Origin of the sequence: Nonomuraea sp. NPDC049750, assembly GCF_040659625.1 — a bacterium.
Taxonomy (GTDB): Bacteria; Actinomycetota; Actinomycetes; order Streptosporangiales; family Streptosporangiaceae; genus Nonomuraea.
In genome coordinates, this window is record NZ_JBFANB010000013.1 from 201811 (window position 1) to 218175 (window position 16365).

Annotated in this window: 16 protein-coding genes and 1 tRNA gene; 8 read left to right on the forward strand and 9 right to left on the reverse strand. The window is 67.9% G+C overall.

Translation table 11 applies throughout. The features are described 5' to 3' along the window. The first annotated feature begins 69 nt into the window (after positions 1-69). The 4 genes from AB0J16_RS30930 to AB0J16_RS30945 all read left to right on the forward strand — a co-directional run bounded on the left by AB0J16_RS30930 (position 70) and on the right by AB0J16_RS30945 (position 2855). Positions 70-1320: a cytochrome ubiquinol oxidase subunit I gene (locus AB0J16_RS30930; protein WP_358545622.1), complete on the forward strand. Its 1251-nt coding sequence runs from the start codon at positions 70-72 to the stop codon at positions 1318-1320. Between the two features lie 9 nt (positions 1321-1329). Further along, a complete protein-coding gene (locus AB0J16_RS30935; RefSeq protein WP_358545624.1) occupies positions 1330-2070 on the forward strand; it encodes a cytochrome d ubiquinol oxidase subunit II in 741 nt (246 codons plus the stop codon). A 72-nt stretch (positions 2071-2142) separates the two neighbouring features. Further along, positions 2143-2634 carry a DUF2975 domain-containing protein gene (locus AB0J16_RS30940; RefSeq protein WP_358545626.1) on the forward strand — a complete coding sequence of 164 codons (492 nt, stop codon included), beginning with the start codon at positions 2143-2145 and terminating at the stop codon, positions 2632-2634. After that, positions 2634-2855 carry a helix-turn-helix transcriptional regulator gene (locus tag AB0J16_RS30945; protein WP_358545628.1) on the forward strand — a complete coding sequence of 74 codons (222 nt, stop codon included), beginning with the start codon at positions 2634-2636 and terminating at the stop codon, positions 2853-2855. Before AB0J16_RS30940 ends, AB0J16_RS30945 begins: the two co-directional genes overlap by 1 nt. Positions 2856-3105: 250 nt before the next feature. On the opposite strand, the gene AB0J16_RS30950 is transcribed toward AB0J16_RS30945, so the two are convergent. Together AB0J16_RS30950 and AB0J16_RS30955 are read right to left on the reverse strand one after the other, a co-directional pair. Beyond that, positions 3106-3957 (reverse strand): metallophosphoesterase, encoded by an 852-nt coding sequence (locus tag AB0J16_RS30950; protein ID WP_358545629.1) that lies wholly within the window; start codon positions 3955-3957, stop codon positions 3106-3108. Between the two features lie 188 nt (positions 3958-4145). Continuing rightward, positions 4146-4553: a MerR family transcriptional regulator gene (locus AB0J16_RS30955; RefSeq protein ID WP_358545631.1), complete on the reverse strand. Its 408-nt coding sequence runs from the start codon at positions 4551-4553 to the stop codon at positions 4146-4148. 58 nt (positions 4554-4611) lie between these two features. Between AB0J16_RS30955 and AB0J16_RS30960 the strand changes: the two genes are divergently transcribed. Continuing rightward, complete coding sequence (locus AB0J16_RS30960; RefSeq protein ID WP_358545633.1) at positions 4612-5319, forward strand: SDR family oxidoreductase; 708 nt, start codon at positions 4612-4614, stop codon at positions 5317-5319. 112 nt (positions 5320-5431) lie between these two features. Here the strand turns inward: AB0J16_RS30960 and AB0J16_RS30965 are convergent, their stop codons facing one another. Further along, on the reverse strand, positions 5432-5989 hold the full coding sequence (locus AB0J16_RS30965; protein WP_358545635.1) for a dihydrofolate reductase family protein: 558 nt from the start codon (positions 5987-5989) through the stop codon (positions 5432-5434). A gap of 558 nt (positions 5990-6547) precedes the next feature. Further along, positions 6548-7060, reverse strand: coding sequence for a DUF3841 domain-containing protein (locus AB0J16_RS30970; RefSeq protein ID WP_358545637.1), 513 nt, complete (start codon positions 7058-7060; stop codon positions 6548-6550). 1228 nt (positions 7061-8288) lie between these two features. On the opposite strand from AB0J16_RS30970, the gene AB0J16_RS30975 reads away from it, so the two are divergent. Then, positions 8289-8756, forward strand: a complete 468-nt coding sequence (locus AB0J16_RS30975) for an NUDIX domain-containing protein (RefSeq protein ID WP_358545639.1) — start codon at positions 8289-8291, stop codon at positions 8754-8756. Between the two features lie 29 nt (positions 8757-8785). Here the strand turns inward: AB0J16_RS30975 and AB0J16_RS30980 are convergent, their stop codons facing one another. The 3 genes from AB0J16_RS30980 to AB0J16_RS30990 form a co-directional block, all read right to left on the reverse strand. Further along, the gene (locus AB0J16_RS30980; RefSeq protein ID WP_358545641.1) at positions 8786-9877 is read right to left on the reverse strand and encodes a nuclear transport factor 2 family protein; all 1092 of its coding nucleotides are present in this window, start codon (positions 9875-9877) and stop codon (positions 8786-8788) included. Positions 9878-9994: 117 nt separating this feature from the next. Beyond that, entirely contained in the window at positions 9995-10939 is a 945-nt protein-coding gene (locus AB0J16_RS30985; protein ID WP_358545643.1) for an NAD(P)-dependent oxidoreductase, read from the reverse strand. After that, complete coding sequence (locus AB0J16_RS30990) at positions 10936-11529, reverse strand: dihydrofolate reductase family protein (protein WP_358545645.1); 594 nt, start codon at positions 11527-11529, stop codon at positions 10936-10938. Before AB0J16_RS30990 ends, AB0J16_RS30985 begins: the two co-directional genes overlap by 4 nt. A 212-nt stretch (positions 11530-11741) precedes the next feature. Here AB0J16_RS30990 and sigJ point away from each other — a divergent pair, with 212 nt between their 5' ends. Further along, complete coding sequence (sigJ, locus tag AB0J16_RS30995) at positions 11742-12650, forward strand: RNA polymerase sigma factor SigJ (RefSeq protein WP_358545646.1); 909 nt, start codon at positions 11742-11744, stop codon at positions 12648-12650. Positions 12651-12684: 34 nt separating this feature from the next. Here sigJ and AB0J16_RS31000 read toward each other — a convergent pair whose 3' ends face one another. After that, positions 12685-14427 (reverse strand): 5'-nucleotidase C-terminal domain-containing protein, encoded by a 1743-nt coding sequence (locus AB0J16_RS31000; protein WP_358545648.1) that lies wholly within the window; start codon positions 14425-14427, stop codon positions 12685-12687. Positions 14428-14480: 53 nt separating this feature from the next. Continuing rightward, complete coding sequence (locus AB0J16_RS31005; RefSeq protein WP_358545650.1) at positions 14481-16142, reverse strand: alpha-amylase family protein; 1662 nt, start codon at positions 16140-16142, stop codon at positions 14481-14483. Between the two features lie 131 nt (positions 16143-16273). Between AB0J16_RS31005 and AB0J16_RS31010 the strand changes: the two genes are divergently transcribed. Then, positions 16274-16345, forward strand: a tRNA-OTHER gene (locus AB0J16_RS31010). Positions 16346-16365: the final 20 nt, after the last annotated feature.

Sequence of the window (16365 nt, forward strand, 5' to 3'; positions counted from 1 at the left end):
CACAGGTGTACGGCAGGTGCCCGCCCCAGCATGACGCGGCGGAGGTGACCTTGGCCGGAACCTCTGACCATGGAGACCGTAGACCTCGCCCGCCTGCAGTTCGCCCTCACCGCGGGGGCGCACTTCCTGTTCGTCGCGCTGACCCTCGGCCTGGCGACGCTGGTGGCCGTCATCCAGACCTGGGCCACCTTGACCCGCAGCCCGGTGCACATGCGGATGACGCGGTTCTGGGGGCAGCTCTACATCATCAACTACGCGATGGGCATCGTCACCGGGCTCGTCATGGAGTTCCAGCTCGGGCTGTCGTGGAGCGGGCTCACCGAGTTCGCCGGGAACGTGTTCGGCTCGTCCCTGGCGATCGAGACGATCGTCGCGTTCTTCATCGAGTCCACCTTCCTGGGCCTGTGGATCTTCGGCTGGAACAAGCTCAACCGCTGGGCGCACCTGGCACTGATCTGGGTCGTCACCCTGACGGCCTACGCCTCGGCGTTCTGGATCCTGATCTCCAACGGCTTCCTGCAGAACCCGGTGGGCTACCAGCTCAAGGACGGCGTCCTGCACCTCACCGACTTCGGCGCGCTGGTGGCCAATCCGGCGGCGCTGGTCGCCTTCTTCCACATCGGCGGCGGCGCGCTGATCGTCGGCGGCTTCCTCATGGCCGGGGTGAGCGCGTACCACCTGGCCAAGCGCACCGCCGAGCAGGACTTCTTCCGCAAGTCGCTGCGCATCGGGATCGGCGTGGCGCTGCCCGCGACGCTGTTCACCGCGACGTTCGGCGGAATCGGCTTCGACACGCTGCAGCCGACCAAGCTGGCCGCCTGGTCGGGTAGCGCGCGGCGGCTGGCCGAGGCGCAGGCGGACATGGTGGCCATGTACGGTCCGGGCGACTACCTGCCGTCGCTGGAGTGGGTGCGTACCTCCGGAATCATCATGATGTCGCTCTTCGCGCTGCTCTTCTTCATCTCCGGAGCGAGCTTCCTGCTGATGCTCTTCCGACCGGTCGTACGGAGCTTCCGGCCGTGGCACTGGCTGCTGACCGCGCTGATCCCGGTCCCGTTCGTGACCATGATCGCGGGCTGGCTGTTCCGGGAGATGGGGCGTCAGCCCTGGGCCGTGTACGGCCTGCTGAAGACCGCCGACGCCATGTCACCGGTGTCGTACGGCCAGATCAGGTTCTCGCTGACCGCGTTCGTCACGGTGTTCGCCGTACTCATCCTGGTCAACTACTGGCTGCTGGCCAGGACCGCCCGCAAGGGGCCGGATGCCGTCGCGCTGGGCGACCGCCCGCTCGAGACCGTCGCCCCCGTACTGACCTTCTGAGGAGCCGTCATGGAGATCCTTGTTCTGGCCTTCTTCGCGATCGGCTACCTCGTGCTGGCCGGGGCCGACATCGGCGTCGGCATGGTGCTGCCGTACCTGGGCCGCACCCTGGGCGAGCGGCGCGAGGCGATCGCCGCGATCGCACCGTTCTTCCTCGGCAACGAGGTGTGGCTGGTGGCCACCGCCGGGGTGCTCGCCGGGCTCTTTCCTGCGCTGGAGGGCACGTTGCTGAGCGGCAACTACTCGCTCGTCGTGGCGTTGCTGCTTTCCTGGGTCATCCGGGACATGGGCCTGTGGCTGCGTGGGCGGCTGGCCGGCGTCCGGTGGCAGGGGTTCTGGGACGGCGCCGTCGTGGCGGGCAGTTGGGGGCTGGCGCTGAGCTGGGGTTCGCTGCTCAGTGACGTGCTGCTCGGCATCCACGGGCCCCTCGCGCTGCTGCCCGCCCTGCTGGTGGCCGCGTTGTTCGCCACGCACGGGCTGTCGTTCGCGGCGCTGCGGCTGCGGGGGGTGCTCCGCGAGCGCGCTGCGGTGCTGTCCGGCGGCACCGGAGAAGGCCGCACGTACGCCCTGACGGCGACGGCTCTGGTGGCGATCGGCGTCCTGGCGGGCTTCCGGCTGCCCCTGGAACCGGGTACCTCGGGCGCGCTACTGGTACCGGTCATCCTCACGCTGATCCCGTTCCTGGTGGCCTCGCAGGCGTGGGTCTGGTGGACGTTCCGGCACCGGGTGACCGGCCCGTCGTACCTGTAACCGGTTTCCCAGCTCTTGCTTAACCTATCGAAACTCGATAGATTTCCATCGCAACTCGATGGAAGGAAGGGTATGGGAAAGCTGACAGTGCTCGCGCTGCGCGCCGTGCTCGGGGTGGTGCTCACCGGCACCGTGTTCATACAGGCATTGATGGTGTGGACGTTGGTCAGCGGGAACGACCCGGAGGACGGTTCGCTCCCGCTGACCCCGCTGCGCCTGATCACGATCCTGGGCATGGTGTCGGTCCAGGTCGCCGTGGTCTGCGTATGGCGGCTGGTGACGATGGTGCGACGCGGAACCGTGTTCTCCCACGCCGCCTTCCGGTACGTGGACATCGTGATCGGCGCGATCGTGGCGGCCGCCCTCGTGTGGTTCGCGGTCACGGCAATCAACGCGCCGGGCCAGCGGGACGACCCGGGCGTCAGCGTCATCATGGCCGGGATCGGCGTGGCCATCCTGGGGGTCGCGCTCATCGTGCGCGTGCTGCGGGTGCTGCTCGCCCAGGCCGTCGCGCGCGACGGCCAAGCGGCGCAGATGCAGGCCGAACTGGACGACGTGATCTGATGCCGATCGCCGTCGACATCGACGTGATGCTGGCCAAGCGGAAGATGTCCGTGGGCGAGCTCGCGGACCGCATAGGGATCACGCCCGCCAACCTGGCCGTACTCAAGAACGGCCGCGCCAAGGCGGTGCGCTTCACGACGCTCGCCGCGCTCTGCGAGGTGCTCGAGTGCCAGCCGGGCGACTTACTGCGCTGGGAGACCGAGGACGCCGCGGACGGATGACGTGCCGGGGGCCGAGCGTGAAAACGCCTCGCCCACCGGCCCGTGACACGGCACGTGGAGCGCATAGTGCTGTGACCGCATAGGTTCACAGCGTTGCTTGATCACGCGGCGAGGGCTGGTGCTTTTGCGGCGGTGACGTCTCCATGCACCAGACCGGATGTGTCCGCATCCAATCGGTCCGGAGCGCGTCGCCGCGAAACTCGGCCCCTGTCGGTGCGGTGGTCCTTGCCGCCGGGCAGGACGGGGCAGGTCACCCGGGAAGAGGCTTCACACTCGTCCACGCGCTGAGCCCCGAGTCGGCAGCGCCTTCGGCATCAACGACGTTCTCGACCAGCACCGGCTGGCCGTCGGCATCCCGCTCGAGGACGGCGAACGCGGCGGCCCCGGAGCGGATGTGGCCTAAGCACACGACCTCCGTCGACCCGATGGCCGCCCGATGCCGATGGTGCATGTGGCCGCAGAAATGCCATCGCGGCCGGAGACGCTCGGCCAGGGCACGGAGCTCGGGACGGCCGACCGGACTTCCCCGGTGCGGGCCGGCGACACCGGCCGGCCAGTCGTGGGTCAGCAGGATGTCGACCCGGCCCGCGCGGCGAGCGGCCCGGCTCACCTGCGCAACCTCCTCCCCGGTGTAGTACGTGCGCTCCCTGACCGTGGCGCGGCGCGCTTTGGGAACGTCGGTGATGCGGGGCGAGTGGATGCCCGACAAGAATGCCACCCGAAAGCCCGCCACGTCGCAGACACCAGCACGGCCGAGGAAGTAGGCGCCGTCGCTCCACCAGCCGGGGCCGGCCTCGTCCAGAGCCGGCCAGGGCTCGTGGTTGCCGCCGATGAAGTACAGCGGAGCCCCCAGATCGAGCAGCCCCTCGCGAACCAGCGGAAAGTCGCCGACCTTCCGGTACTTCGCGGGGCCGTGCACCCCGGCCGCGTCCGCCTCGTCACGATTCGGCTCAACGTCACCGACCGCGAGAATCGCATCCAGCGGGCCGCGCACCCGACGAACGGCCGCTGCCCATTCGGCGAGCAACTCGAACTCGCCATGGACATCCCCGACCACCAGCACTCGAACGGGCCCAGCGGCCCCGCCACCCCTGCGTCTCACGACCGGGACCTCCTCCCAAGGCAACTCGCCCGAAGGTACGCAGACCGAGCCGCCGACCACCACCCGTTTACATCTGCGGCGGTCGGCAGGAGCGCTCGGGCGTGCTCCGCGTAACGGACCGCGGTCTTGGCATCGAGTTCGACTTGGCCGCGACGATCACGGCATCGAGTTCGACTTGGCCGCGGCGATCACGGCGTCGCGGAGAGACTTGCCTCTGCGGCGACGTCCTGGTCCGCGATCCACGCGCAGCCGCTGTCCGGGCTTTCGGTGTTCCGGATGATCGCGTCCAGGCGGTCACGCGTATGGGTCAGCGCGGTGATCTGGGCATCGATGCGATTGCGCTCGGCGGCGAGCTGGGCACGCGACTCCGGAGTGCTGACCTTGGCATCGACGCAGGGCAGCAGTTCGGCGATGGTCCGGCTGGACAGACCGGCCGCGTAAAGCATCTGGATCAGGTGGACACGGTCGGCTGCCGACTCGGGGTAGTGGCGCTGGCCGGAGTCGCTCCGGTACGCGGCGAGCAGTCCCTGCTCTTCGTAGTAGCGCAGGGCCCGCACGCTGACGCCCGACCTTGCCGCCAACTCGCCGATCCGCACCGTGACCTCCATCACAAGACTTGCCTCTGACGTCAACGTCAGGTTTTAGCCTATCCGCATGCAGATCAACGGAGCACATGTGCTGGTGACCGGGGCCAACCGCGGCCTCGGACGGCAATTCGTCCTGTCCCTCCTCGACCGCGGCGCAGGCAAGGTGTACGCCACCGCCCGCCGCCCGGAGCTCATCGACGTACCGGGGGTCGTCCCGCTGCGCCTCGACATCACGGATCCGGCATCGGTCGCCGACGCGGCGACAGCGGCACCTGATGTCAAGATCGTCATCAACAACGCGGGAATCTCGACCGGGGCGAATCTGGTCACCGGGGACCTGGACACGGTTCGCCGCGAGATGGACACCCACTTCTATGGCACCCTCAACGTGATCCGTGCCTTCGCGCCCCAGCTGGCCGACGGCGCGATCCTCAACGTTCTGTCCGCGATCTCGTGGCTGGCCTTCGACGGTGCGGGCGGATACCACGCGGCGAAGGCCGCCGAATGGGCGCTCACCAACAGCGCACGGTTGGAGCTGGCCCACCAGCGCACTCTGGTGACGGGCCTGCACCTGGGCGCCGCGGACACCGACATGATGGCCTGGTACGAGGGCGACAAGAGCGCCCCCGAGGTGATCGTCGCGGCGGCCCTCGACGGCATCGAGGCGCACCGGTCCGAGGTGCTCGCCGACGACTGGAGCCGCCAGGTGAAGGCATGGCTGTCCGAGGACCCGACTGTCATCTACCGGGAAGCGACGGCCGCCCTCACGACCTGACTCGCTGCCCTTGTAGGTTCGGCCGCGGCTTCAGGCGCGGCCGGTACGGCACTGGGGATGGGCAGGCGCCTGCCCCTCGGTGCCACCGTGACCGTGTGTCGCTCGCTGGGTCCTACTTGTCGGTCGGCGCGTACACCAATTCGAGGATTCCCGACGGGAAGGACGTGCTTTTCACCAAGCGCAGGGTCACAGCCTGATCCAGCTCGGGGAACAGTGGCGCGCCCTTGCCGGTGACAGCGGGCAGCACCCACAGCCGGTACTCGTCGACCACGCCGAGCTTGATCAGGGAGTGCATGAACTCGGTGCCACCGGCGGCGACGAGGTCCTTGCCGGGCTCGGCCTTGAGCTTGGCGATCTCCTCCGCGGTGTCACCGGCGGCGATCCGGGTCTCGGGCCAGTCGTCGGCCGATTTCAGGGTGCGGGAGAACACGACCTTGGGGATCTCGTTCATGGCCTTGGCTGAGGGGTGGTCGGAGGTGGGCCAGTATCCGGCCATGATCTCGTAGGTGTTGCGGCCCATGAGGAAGGCCCCGGCCTCCCACAGCCGGCTGACGAAGTACTCCTCCTGCTTGGGGTCGTCGATGCTCATCATGACGTCCCGGATTCCGTTGTCCCCGTCAGCGCTCTTACCGTCGAGCGAGACGTAAAAACCCAGAATCAGCTTCCGCATCCGGTGCCTCCATTTGTTTCGTCCCGCGCCGGGACGATCCCAACACGGGCCCTTGCACGAGCTCCGATCAGCGCCCACCGCTCGATCAGCTCGTGCTCAGCGGTTGGTCACTCACACACTCAGACCGCCGGCTCCCACAAAACTCATCGCGCGCTGCGCCATCTCGCCCGCGGCAGCAGGAAGCTGCTCCCGCGACGGCACGGTCGCGGCGCGACCGGAGCAGGCTGGGCCGCAGGTCCTGCGCGGTGGCCACGACATAGCCGCAGAGCGTAGCCGGTCGCCGGGACGGTCTGGCAGCAACCAAAGTCGCGTTTCCGAGGTGACCTAAGTGGCCACGGTCCGGCTGCCCGGCAGTAGCGGCCACGCTGGCGGGGGTCAACGCGGTCGTCCGGCTGCGCGGGTGCACAAGAGGCGATCAGGAGCGCACGCACCGCGCGGTCGGTCTTCCCCCACAGCGTGTACGCCTCGGCGATGCCCGTGTAATAGCTGGCGCGGCGCTCCGACGTCGGAATCTCGTCTGGGGCGACTGTATGACGGACACCAGCGCACGGCGCACGGTCAGGAGCCGATTCCCTCTTCCTCTTCCTCTTCCGACCTGAACGGTTCCAACGGATGGACGCCGAGCACCCATCCGGCTGCGACACGCGGAAGGCACGCCTGCACCCCGTTGAGCTCCTCTTGGCCGATCGACCAATCCATGTCCGGCGATTCCTCGCCCATGATGATCGCTTCCATGAAATCGTTCCAGCGCCCGTACGAGCTGAGCAGGACGGCCTCGTCTGGCACGTCCAGGTCGAGCACGACATAGCGGGCGTACTCCTCCGGGGTCTGCGGGCAGAGCAGCATTTCCGCCGTCAGCGCCACGCTGTTGTCGCGGGTGTCCGGCCCGGCCCACGCCCACACCGGCGGCCGGCCCCCACAGTCGATGCCGCGCCGTGCCATCTCCGCCACCATCTCCTCGTAGCAGGCCCGGTAGTTTCCGACCATGATCCGGACCCAGTCCCCGACCAGCTCGCCAGCATCCTCCAGCGACTCGAGAACCGCTCGATGCTGGACCGTCCACAAACGCACCGGGCGATTGTGCCATCGCGGAGACAGAACGATCTACGCAATTCTCCGGGAGCGGCGGTGACGGTCCAGTGGGGCGGACAGGGAGTGCGGCCGTGGCGTCGTCGACCGGCAGTGTCCGTTCACGACGACGCCGCAGGAAGTCCTCGCCGATCTTTCCTGCACCCGAGCCGATCTTTCCTGCACCCGATTCTTGCGGGTGGACCCCGACGCCCGCCGGCACGGCCCTCGCGGTTGGCTAACCTGATCAATAGAGGGCGAGGAGGGGGCCGATGACTGTCTCAACGGCGGTAGCAGCTCTGATGCTGCTCACGGTTGCGGCGATCGCTGTCCGTTCGGCGTGGTCACTGCTATTCCGCAAGGCTCCCGTGCCCAGGCGTCGGGCCCAGGGCCGGGGCCGCCACCTGCCGTACCACGGTCCGACGGATCACGCCGGCCTGTACCCCATGCCTGGCGCGGACGGTATCGGCTGTGACTCAGGTAGCTCGGACAGCAGTGGCGGCTGAGACCATGCCCGGCGACCCAGGTGGCAGGGCCCTGACAGCCGTTGTAGAGCGTTGCCGAGGTCACATTGAGTAACGGCCGCGGCGCGACTCCGGGTTTCGGTCCGGGCCGCTCACAGCCACTTTGCGTCTGGTAAGTCGAGCCCGAGCGGAGGGCCTCTCCCGCAAGTCACAGAGGAGGTTCAGAGGCTTACGCCGGAGCGGCGCGCGCGCATTTCAGCCCGGGTCGGGAGTGGGTTCAGCTCAGCATCGATATGGATCCCACGTCGGTGCGCGTGACAGTGACGGATCCTGGACACCCCACCGAATATCCGCAACGGCGCTGCGCAGACTCGCGGGACCTGGACGGACTCGTAGTGGGAGGCAGGGGGCTACAGATCGTTGATCATATTTGCCACGGCGCCTGGGATACGAGCCTGACCGAGAGTCATGAACGCCTGGTTCACGCCCGAATTCCCATAGATCCCCACACCTGACAGGTGCTCCCACCTGGACCGACGCTGGGCGGGGCAGGCGATCATCCGCCGGGCCATCCAACGCGACCGCAGCCACGAAGTACATGAGAGCTCTATCCGGCCGATCAATGAGGCTCGGGCGATCTGGACGGGATTGTTGTCCGGAAGAGCCCGCTAGAACGGGCGTGGCGGCGAAATCTGGAGGGACGGCGCCGTCACGCCTGCTAGTGCCGTGACGGAAGCCGTCTCCGAGTTGCCGGTAGCCTCGGACAAATGATCACGAAGCGCCCCACGGCACGTGTCATCCTCGTCGACCCCGCGGACCGCGTGCTGATGTTCCGCTTCGTCCCGCCGGACCCCTGGCCCCACGAGCCCGCATGGCACATGCCTGGCGGCGGGATCGAGCCAGGCGAATCAGCGGCCGAAGCGGCCTGTCGAGAGGTGTACGAAGAAACCGGCTTCATCATCACGCGCCAAGACCTGGGCGAACCGGTAGCCGTCAACGAGGGAGAGTGGTCCGTTCAGGGAAGCCGCTACTACACCGTGCACACGTACTTCTTCGCCCGAGTCCCAACAGCGGAGGTTTCCGGATCTGGAGATGACGGATTCGGGCACCGATGGTGGACCGCCACCGAACTCGATACGACCACGGAGCGGGTCTTTCCGCCCGGCTTGGCCGTACTACTGAAAGACCTGCTCCAAGGAGTGCGGCACGAACGGCCCGTCACTCTCGACTGGTGAAGTCGTGCATCATGACGGCTCCTGGTGGTTCAGAATCCGATGGCTTCGCGGAGCAGCAGGACGGTGCCGCGCCCTGGGTGGGGTTCCGCGTTGAGGATGAGAACGCGGTTCAGAGCGCTGGGCTGCCCGTACGCCTTCATGGCCCGTTCGTTCTCCAGCGGAAGGCAGTGGGCTTCGACGCGCCGCAGCGCGGTGCCCAGGTCGGGGACCACCTTCTGGGCCCCGACGATCCAGATCGCGCGGGGCGCGGCGCCCGAGTAGCCGGCCAGTTGGCTGCCGCTGGCCGAGGCGGCCACCAGGGATCCGGTTTCGGTCACCGCGGCGACGCTGCCCACGATGACGTCGGGGCAGGCGATCATTCGCCAGATCTCGGCCAATTGGGTAGTGCGGTCCATGGTCGTGCTGCTTGCCTTGACGGACTTGTATCGGCCGCTGGTGTTGATGTCCTCATCGATGCCGGACAGGCGGAGGGTCTCGCTGGCCCCGGTGAACACGCTGGCGCCCTCCGGGATCAGATCCTTTACGCGGGTACGAGCGGCGGCGGCGTCGTCGAGGATTTCCACGGTGAAACCGTGTGCGGTCAGGGCGGCGGCCGTCCGCTCCAGGCGCTGCTCAGATGCCGGGTCGGCGAACGGTGTCGCCGGCGGGTCAACGGGCGCCTCGGCCGTGCCGCGCGCTGAGCCTGCCAGTGGAGCCGAGCCTGCCAGTGGGGTGGTGTCGAGATATCTGACCTCGTAGACCCGCTCGCTGAACTTCCAGCCGTCGCCGGTGCGCTGGTAGCTGTCGTGGTAGACGGCGTAGTTCAGCCCCTCGCGGCCGTCGAGGGTACGTGCGAGCTCTTGCATGTAGGCGCGGCCGGACGCCGTGTCGCCGTCCAACTGGATCGTGCCCGGGTGCGTGTTCTGCACGAAGAAGTCCCACTGACTCTGCAGTTGCTCGCCCACGGAGCGGATCTCCTCCCGGCCGACCATCTCGGCCGGGATATTGGGCATCCGCAGCGCGCCATCGTGGGTGAACAGGGACGCGAGGCGGGCCCGGTCGCGCATCATCGCCGCGTCGGTGAACTCGGCGCGCAGCGCCTCGATCTCGACGCGGTCAGCGATGGCCTGAAAGTCACTCATCGGTTTCCTCCTGGTCGCCCCGAAGCCGATGTACGACGGCTTCGAGGGTGGTGTGTTCGTCTCAGCGGTTCGACAACACAACCCCGCTGAATGTGAGGATGCGCTGAGAGTGCCCGTTCAGCGGGGGTTGTCGGCGCGCCAGGCGACGTAGTCGGCGACCGCCCTGGCGACGTCGAAGGCCGGCGTGAAGCCGGTGTCCTGGGTGAGCCGGGTGGTGTCGAGGTAGGGGTCGTCGCCGGGGCCGTTCCGCCGTCCGGGCACAAGGCCGGGCTGCGGGTCGGGCTGCGGGTCGGGTCGCGGGCCGAGGGTGATCGCCCGTACGGCGTCCACGAGCTCGCGGTTGGTGAACGGCCGGCCGCTGGAGACGTTGTAGGTGGTGTGCCGCAGGGTTTCCGCGGTCATCAGCAGGGCGATGGCGCGCCCGGCGTCGGGTGCGTAGCAGCTGTCGCCGCCGTCGTCGGCGTACAGCGGCTGCGGCTCCTCGCCACGGAGTGCGGCGTTGATGTACGGCGGGATGGGGTTGAACGGTGATTCCGGGTCCATCAGCGGTCCCCAGATGCTCCCGATCCGGAGCACGACCGGCTGGACGCCGCTGCCCTGGAGGCTGTGCGTGGTGAGCGGCTCGACGGCCTTCTTGAAGGCGATGATCAGGTGCGGCAGGTCCGCGGTGGGCAGCGCGAGCTCTTCGTGCCAGCGGGTCTCGGCCGCGCCGATGTACACGCCGAGGCTGCTGGCGACGGCGAACCTGCGCACGCCCCAGGCGCGGGCGGCGTCCAGCGCGTTGAGCAGGCCCATCGTGTCCGTACGGAAGTAGCCGACCGGGTCCTTGTCAGGGATGCCGCCGGCGAGATGGACGATGTCGCTGATGTCGTGGCGATCGGCCAAGGCCAGGAAGGCGTCCCGGTCGGTGACGTCCAAGGATTCCACGGTGACCCGGCCGGCCAGGAACGAGGGGACCTCGGTACGGCGGTGCGCGGTCACGACGACCTCGTGTCCGAGGTCGACGAGGGCGCGGGCGGTGTGGGCGCCGATCATGCCGAGCCCTCCGGTGATGAGGATCATCGGACCACCTCGTAACGCAGGTGGGTCACGCCGGGCGCCGGGATGGCCTCCAACAGACGGAGGTGCAGGTGTTTCGGGAGCTCCTGGAAGAAGGGGCGGCCGGCGCCCAGCAGGATGGGCACCTGGTGGAGGATCACCTCGTCGACGAGGCCCGCTTCCAGCGCGGCGGCCAGCACGCCGCCGCCCATGAGGCCGACGTCCTTGCCGTCGGCGAACTGGCGGGCGACCGCGATCGCGTCCTGGATGCCGGTGGTGATCAGGGTCTGCCGCTCGGTGATTTCTGGGGCCGGTCGGTGGCTGAGGAGGATCAGCGGGGCTGCCGGGTGCGGGCTGCCGCCGCCGAAGTGGTCGGAGTCCTCGTAGGTGTTGCGGCCGGCCACGATCGCACCCACGCCTCCTGCAAGAGTGTCGAAGAGGCGGGCGCTGGGCTCGCTTAGGTTGAATCCGTCGAACGTCTGGCTGGGTGTGTCGCCGTTGAAGTACCAGTCGAACAGCATGTTCGCGTCGCCGAGGCCGCGTCCGGCGCCGGGGTCGCGGCCGGTGATGTAGCCGTCGACCGAGACGGCGTGGGCGCTGATGACCTTGCTCATGTCTTTCCTTCCGGATCAGCTGGCTTGGGAAGCCGGCGATTCGGTATCGAGCCTGCCGTTCAGGCGGGGCGGGAGGCATCCGTGCCGACCACGTGCCGGGTACGCGGGCACCACGTGGTGACCACGTACGTCGACACCACGACCTCACATTCCGGTGCGCTGTCTTGTCGAAACTGGTGAGGGCGGATGCGACCAAAGGAGCCGGCTACACCATGACCACCCCACCCGATCCGGGACTGAGCGCGATCATGAGCGAGCGGCGTCAGCTGATCAACGTCGCGTACCGGCTCCTGGGCTCCCTGGCCGAGGCCGAGGATGCCGTCCAAGAGGCCTACACCCGCTGGTACGCCATGACCCGGCAGCAGCAGGACGCCATCGAGTCCCCCGGCGCCTGGCTGACGACGGTCACCAGCCGTATCTGCCTCAACCTGCTCGGCTCGGCCCGGTCACGGCGTGAGACCTACGTGGGCGAATGGATCCCTGAGCCGCTGCCCGAACATACGGAGTGGCGGCCGGGCGACACCGCGGTCGACCCGGCCGACCGGGTCACCCTGGATGAGTCGGTCAACTTGGCCTTCCTGATCGTGCTCGAATCGATGACCCCGGCCGAGCGCGTCGCGTTCATCCTGCACGACGTCTTCTGCCACTCCTTCGCCGAAGTGGCCGAGATCGTCGGCCGTACCCCGGCGGCCTGCCGCCAGCTGGCCTCCTCTGCCCGCCGCCGCATCCGGGCCGCGCGGCCTTCCGCGACTCCGGCGGCCCAGCGCGCCGGCGTCGTCAGGGATTTCAAGCAGGCATGGCAGGCCAAGGACATCGACGCCCTCATCGGCCTGCTCGACCCCGACGCCACGGCGATCGCCGACGGCGGCGGCTCTGCCATCACCTTCCTGCACCCCATCGAAGGCGGCGAGCAGGTCGCGCACGCCTGGATCGAGCTGGCCGGCCGGGTGATGAACAACATGACGTTCCTGGAACGTACGGTCAACGGTCAGCCCGGTCTGGTGGCTCAGGAAGACGGCATCACCGTGACGGTGTTCGCGTTCGAGGTCGTGGATGATCGGATCAAGCGCATCTGGGTGGTCCGCAACCCCGACAAACTGCGTCGCTGGACGATGGGCTGAGACGCATCCGCGCCTCAGCCCATCGGCCCGTACATCAGAAGACCGGCGCGCCGTCACGCGTCAGGCGCCAGTTGGCGGCGGCGAAGTCGGCCGGGTTGATCGTGCCCTTCGCGGTCGCGTAGTCGATCAGCGCCTGGCGGATCTCCACCTGGGCGTTGTACAGGACCGGCGCGCCCGCGACGTGCGGGAACCCGCCGCCACCTGACTGCCGGTAGTTGTTGATCGCGACCACGAACTCCTTGTCCGCCGGCACCGGCGCGCCCTCGTAGGTGAGGTTCGCGATCCGCTGGCCCACCGGCTTGGCGATGTCGATGTCGTACGACACGCCCGACAGCTGGTCGTAGTTGTAGTCCGGCGTGTTGCCGGCGTTCGTGAGCTTGGCGACGTCCACGGGGTCACCGGGCGCCAGCTGGTTGAAGTACTTGGCGGAGTACTCCAGGTAGTCCTTGATCTGGGCGCCCGTCAGCTTCACGGCCAGCAGCGTGTTGTCGTACACGTACAGCCCGGCCACATCACGGACCCGGATGTCGCCGGCGGGGAAGACGGCGGTGCGGCTGAACGGCGCGGCGATCGACAGGACCGGGAGCTGGTTGTCCGGCAGCGCCTGCTTGACGGTCTCGACCTGGACCTGCTGGATGTAGTCGAGGATCGGGGTGTCCTTGTAGGGGGACTCGGCGGCCGAGAGCTGCTCCGACGACTTGGCCACGACCTTGTTGACGTAGCCGACCGTGGCGTCGTGCTGCGGCTTGAGCAGGGCGGTGATCTTCGGGTCCTCGGCGACCGTGTTCGTGTTGAGCGTGGCCGAGGACTTGCCGGTGACCGTCCATCTGCCGCGCTGCTTGGCGAGCTGGAAGTCGATCACGCTGAGGCGCTGGCCCCACTTGCTCGGCTCGGTGAGCAGGACCTGCTTGCCGGTGGCCTGGTTCGTGACGAACCGCTGGGCCACGTCGTTGTGCGCGTGCCCGAACAGCACCGCGTCGATGCCCGGCACCTGCTCGGCGACCATGGCGGAGGCGTTCTCCACGGGCAGGTCGCCGCCGTACGACGACATGCCGTTGTCGCCCGCGTGCGCGGTCACCACGACCACGTCGGCGCCCAGGCCACGGATGATCGGCACCCACTTCTTGGCCGACGCCACCAGGTCGGTGAAGCGGAGTTTGCCTTCGACGTTCGCCTTGTCCCAGATCGCGACACCCGGGTTGGTCAGGCCGAGCACACCCACCTTGACCGGCTTGTCGCCCTTGACGTTCATGGTCTTGATCACGAACGGCAGGTAGGCGGGCCGGCCGGTCTTCGCGCTGACGGCGTTCGCGCCGAGCACCGGGGCCTTCATCTGGTGGATCCAGGTGGCCAGCAGGGGCAGGCCGTAGTTGAACTCGTGGTTCCCCAGGGTGACGGCGTCGTAGCCGATGGCGTTCATGGCCTTGGCCATCGGGTGGACCGGGCCGTTCTTGGTGATCGGCTCGACTTTGGCGTAGTAGTACGCCAGCGGGGTGCCCTGGATGGTGTCACCCGAGTCGAACAGCAGCGTCCGGCCGGCGCCACGCTCCGCTCGCACCTTGTTGACCAGCGTCGACACCTTGGCCAGGCCGACGTTGTTGCCGGCGCTGTCGGCGTAGGCCGCGTCCTTGTAGTAGTCCCAGTTGAGGACGTTGCCGTGGATGTCGGAGGTGCCCATCACGGTGACGGTGACGGTCTTGTCACCGGTCGCGTTCGCGGGTACGCCCATCAGGGCCAGCGCGGTCAGCGCGACGGCCCCAAGCTTCATGGTGTGCATGGCGTGGACAGTAATTGCGGCAAGTAACCCATGGATTACGGCCCCTCGTCACGTCAGTGGGACTTGACCGAAGCGTCCTCGGCGGGGATCTCCTTCGGGGAGGCGCGCAGCCAGCGGCAGCCGTGCGGGTCCATCGTCAGCCGGGCCACACCGTCCTCCGAGACCTCCAGTGTCCCGTCCACCAGGAGGTCCGTGAGCGTGTGCGTCTCCAAGCCCACCAGCTTCAGCTCCACGTCCTGGGCGGTCTCGCCGAGGTTGTGGATCGCCACCACCGTGGCGCCGTCGGCGTCGCAGCGGTGCGCCAGGATCGCCGGATCGGCCGTCTCCAGCACCGTACAGTCGCCCCAGGCCAGCTCGGGGCACTCCCGGTAGCGCTCGATGAGCAGCTGGAACCAGCGCAGCAACGAGTCATTGTTCCGCTTCTGGTCGGCCACGTTGATGCGGGCGGGCGCGAAGGCGGCGTCCGGCATCTCGCGTTCGGGGGTGCCCCGGGTGAAGCCGCCGTCCGGTGACCACTGCATCGGCGTCCGTACGGCCATGCGGCCCTCCGCCTTGAGGTTCTCCCCCATGCCGATCTCTTCGCCGTAGAACATGACCGGGGTGCCTGGGAGGGAGAAGAGCAGGCTGTAGGCCATCTTGATGCGGCGCATGTCCCCGCCCATCATGGTCGGCAGGCGTCTGCGCAGGCCACGGCCGTAGATCTGCATGTCCTCCTCGGGGCCGAACGCCTGGAAAATCTCCTGGCGTTCCTTGTCCGTGAGCTTGTCCAGCGTCAGCTCATCGTGATTGCGGAGGAACATCGCCCACTGGCAGTCCTTGGGCGGTCTGGGGCGAGAGCTGAGCGCGTCGGCGAGCGGCGCGGCCTCGCCGCGCGCCAGCGACAGCCACGCGCGCTGCATGCCGATGAAGTCGAAGCACATGGTGAGCTGGTCGCCGAGCCCGTCGCCGAAGTACGAGAGCAGGCCCTTGTAGGGCAGGTTGACCTCGCCGAGCAGCACCGAGGCGCCCTCGCGGCGGGTCATGAAGGCGCGCAGGTCCGCCAGGAACTCGTGCGGGTCGGCCAGTTGGGGCTGGACGTTCTCGATGAGGAACGGCACGGCGTCGACCCTGAACCCCGACAGCCCGAGCTCCATCCAGAAGCCCAGGATCCGGGCGATCTCATCGCGGACCTCGGGGTTGCTGACGTTCAGGTCGGGCTGGTGGCGGTAGAAGCTGTGCAGGTAGTACTGGCCGGTGGAGGTGTCGAGCTGCCAGATGCTGTCCTCCTTGTCGGGGAAGACCACCTGCTTGGGGTCGTCGGGTTCCGGTTTGTCCGACCAGACGTACCAGTCGCGCTTCGGCGACTTCTTGCTGGAGCGCGACTCGATGAACCAGGGATGCTGGTCGGAGGTGTGGTTCACGACCAGGTCCGCGATCACCCGCAGGCCGCGATCCTTGGCGGTCCGCATGAACTCCACGAAGTCGCCCAGGGTCCCGAGCCTCGGGTCGATGGCGTAGAAGTCGGTGATGTCGTAGCCGTCGTCCCTGTTGGGGGTGGGGAAGAACGGCATCAGCCACAGACAGGTGACCCCGAGCCCCGCCAGGTAGTCGATCTCCTGCGTGAGCCCCCGGAAGTCGCCGACCCCGTCGTCGTTGCCGTCCTTGAAGGTCTCGACGTCGAGACAGTAGACAACGGCATTTTTCCACCACAGATCAGACGTGTAGGTCAGTCGCATGAGGCCACCGCTACCCAGCGGCGGCGCACACATTCAGAGCAGCGTGCCGGAACGCGGCTCTCATCCACATAAGCCGGACAGGTCCCATACACCCGTAGTGGCCATTGAATGTCGCTAAGATCTCCAGCGGCAAGGCTGTAGCGCAGAGGTCGTCGCGCCTTACAGCAGGTTGGAGGACGTCGGTTCGAATCCGACCAGCCTTGCCCTAAATCGTGGGCGTCAT